This window comes from Olsenella uli (genome assembly GCF_016899935.1).
Classification (GTDB): domain Bacteria; phylum Actinomycetota; class Coriobacteriia; order Coriobacteriales; family Atopobiaceae; genus Thermophilibacter; species Thermophilibacter uli_B.
Window position 1 is genome coordinate 1 of record NZ_JACJJK010000128.1, and the last position, 230, is coordinate 230.

Sequence of the window (230 nt, forward strand, 5' to 3'; positions counted from 1 at the left end):
GGTCGAGAGGCCTTGCGCCGAAGATGTCCGGGGCTCAAGTACAGAACCGAAGTCGTGGCAGGATGAATAATTCTGGGTAGGGGAGCGTTGTGTATTCGACTGAAGGTGTACCGTAAGGAGCGCTGGAGGATACACAAGAGAGAATGCCGGTATGAGTAGCGAAAAGAACAGTGAGAATCTGTTCCACCGAAAGCCTAAGGTTTCCTGAGCAACGCTCGTCGACTCAGGGT

At 53.0% G+C, this 230-nt stretch carries 1 rRNA gene; it reads left to right on the plus strand.

Annotated elements, in window-relative coordinates:
• A 23S ribosomal RNA gene (locus H6A07_RS10130) occupies window positions 1–230 on the plus strand; the annotation flags it as partial.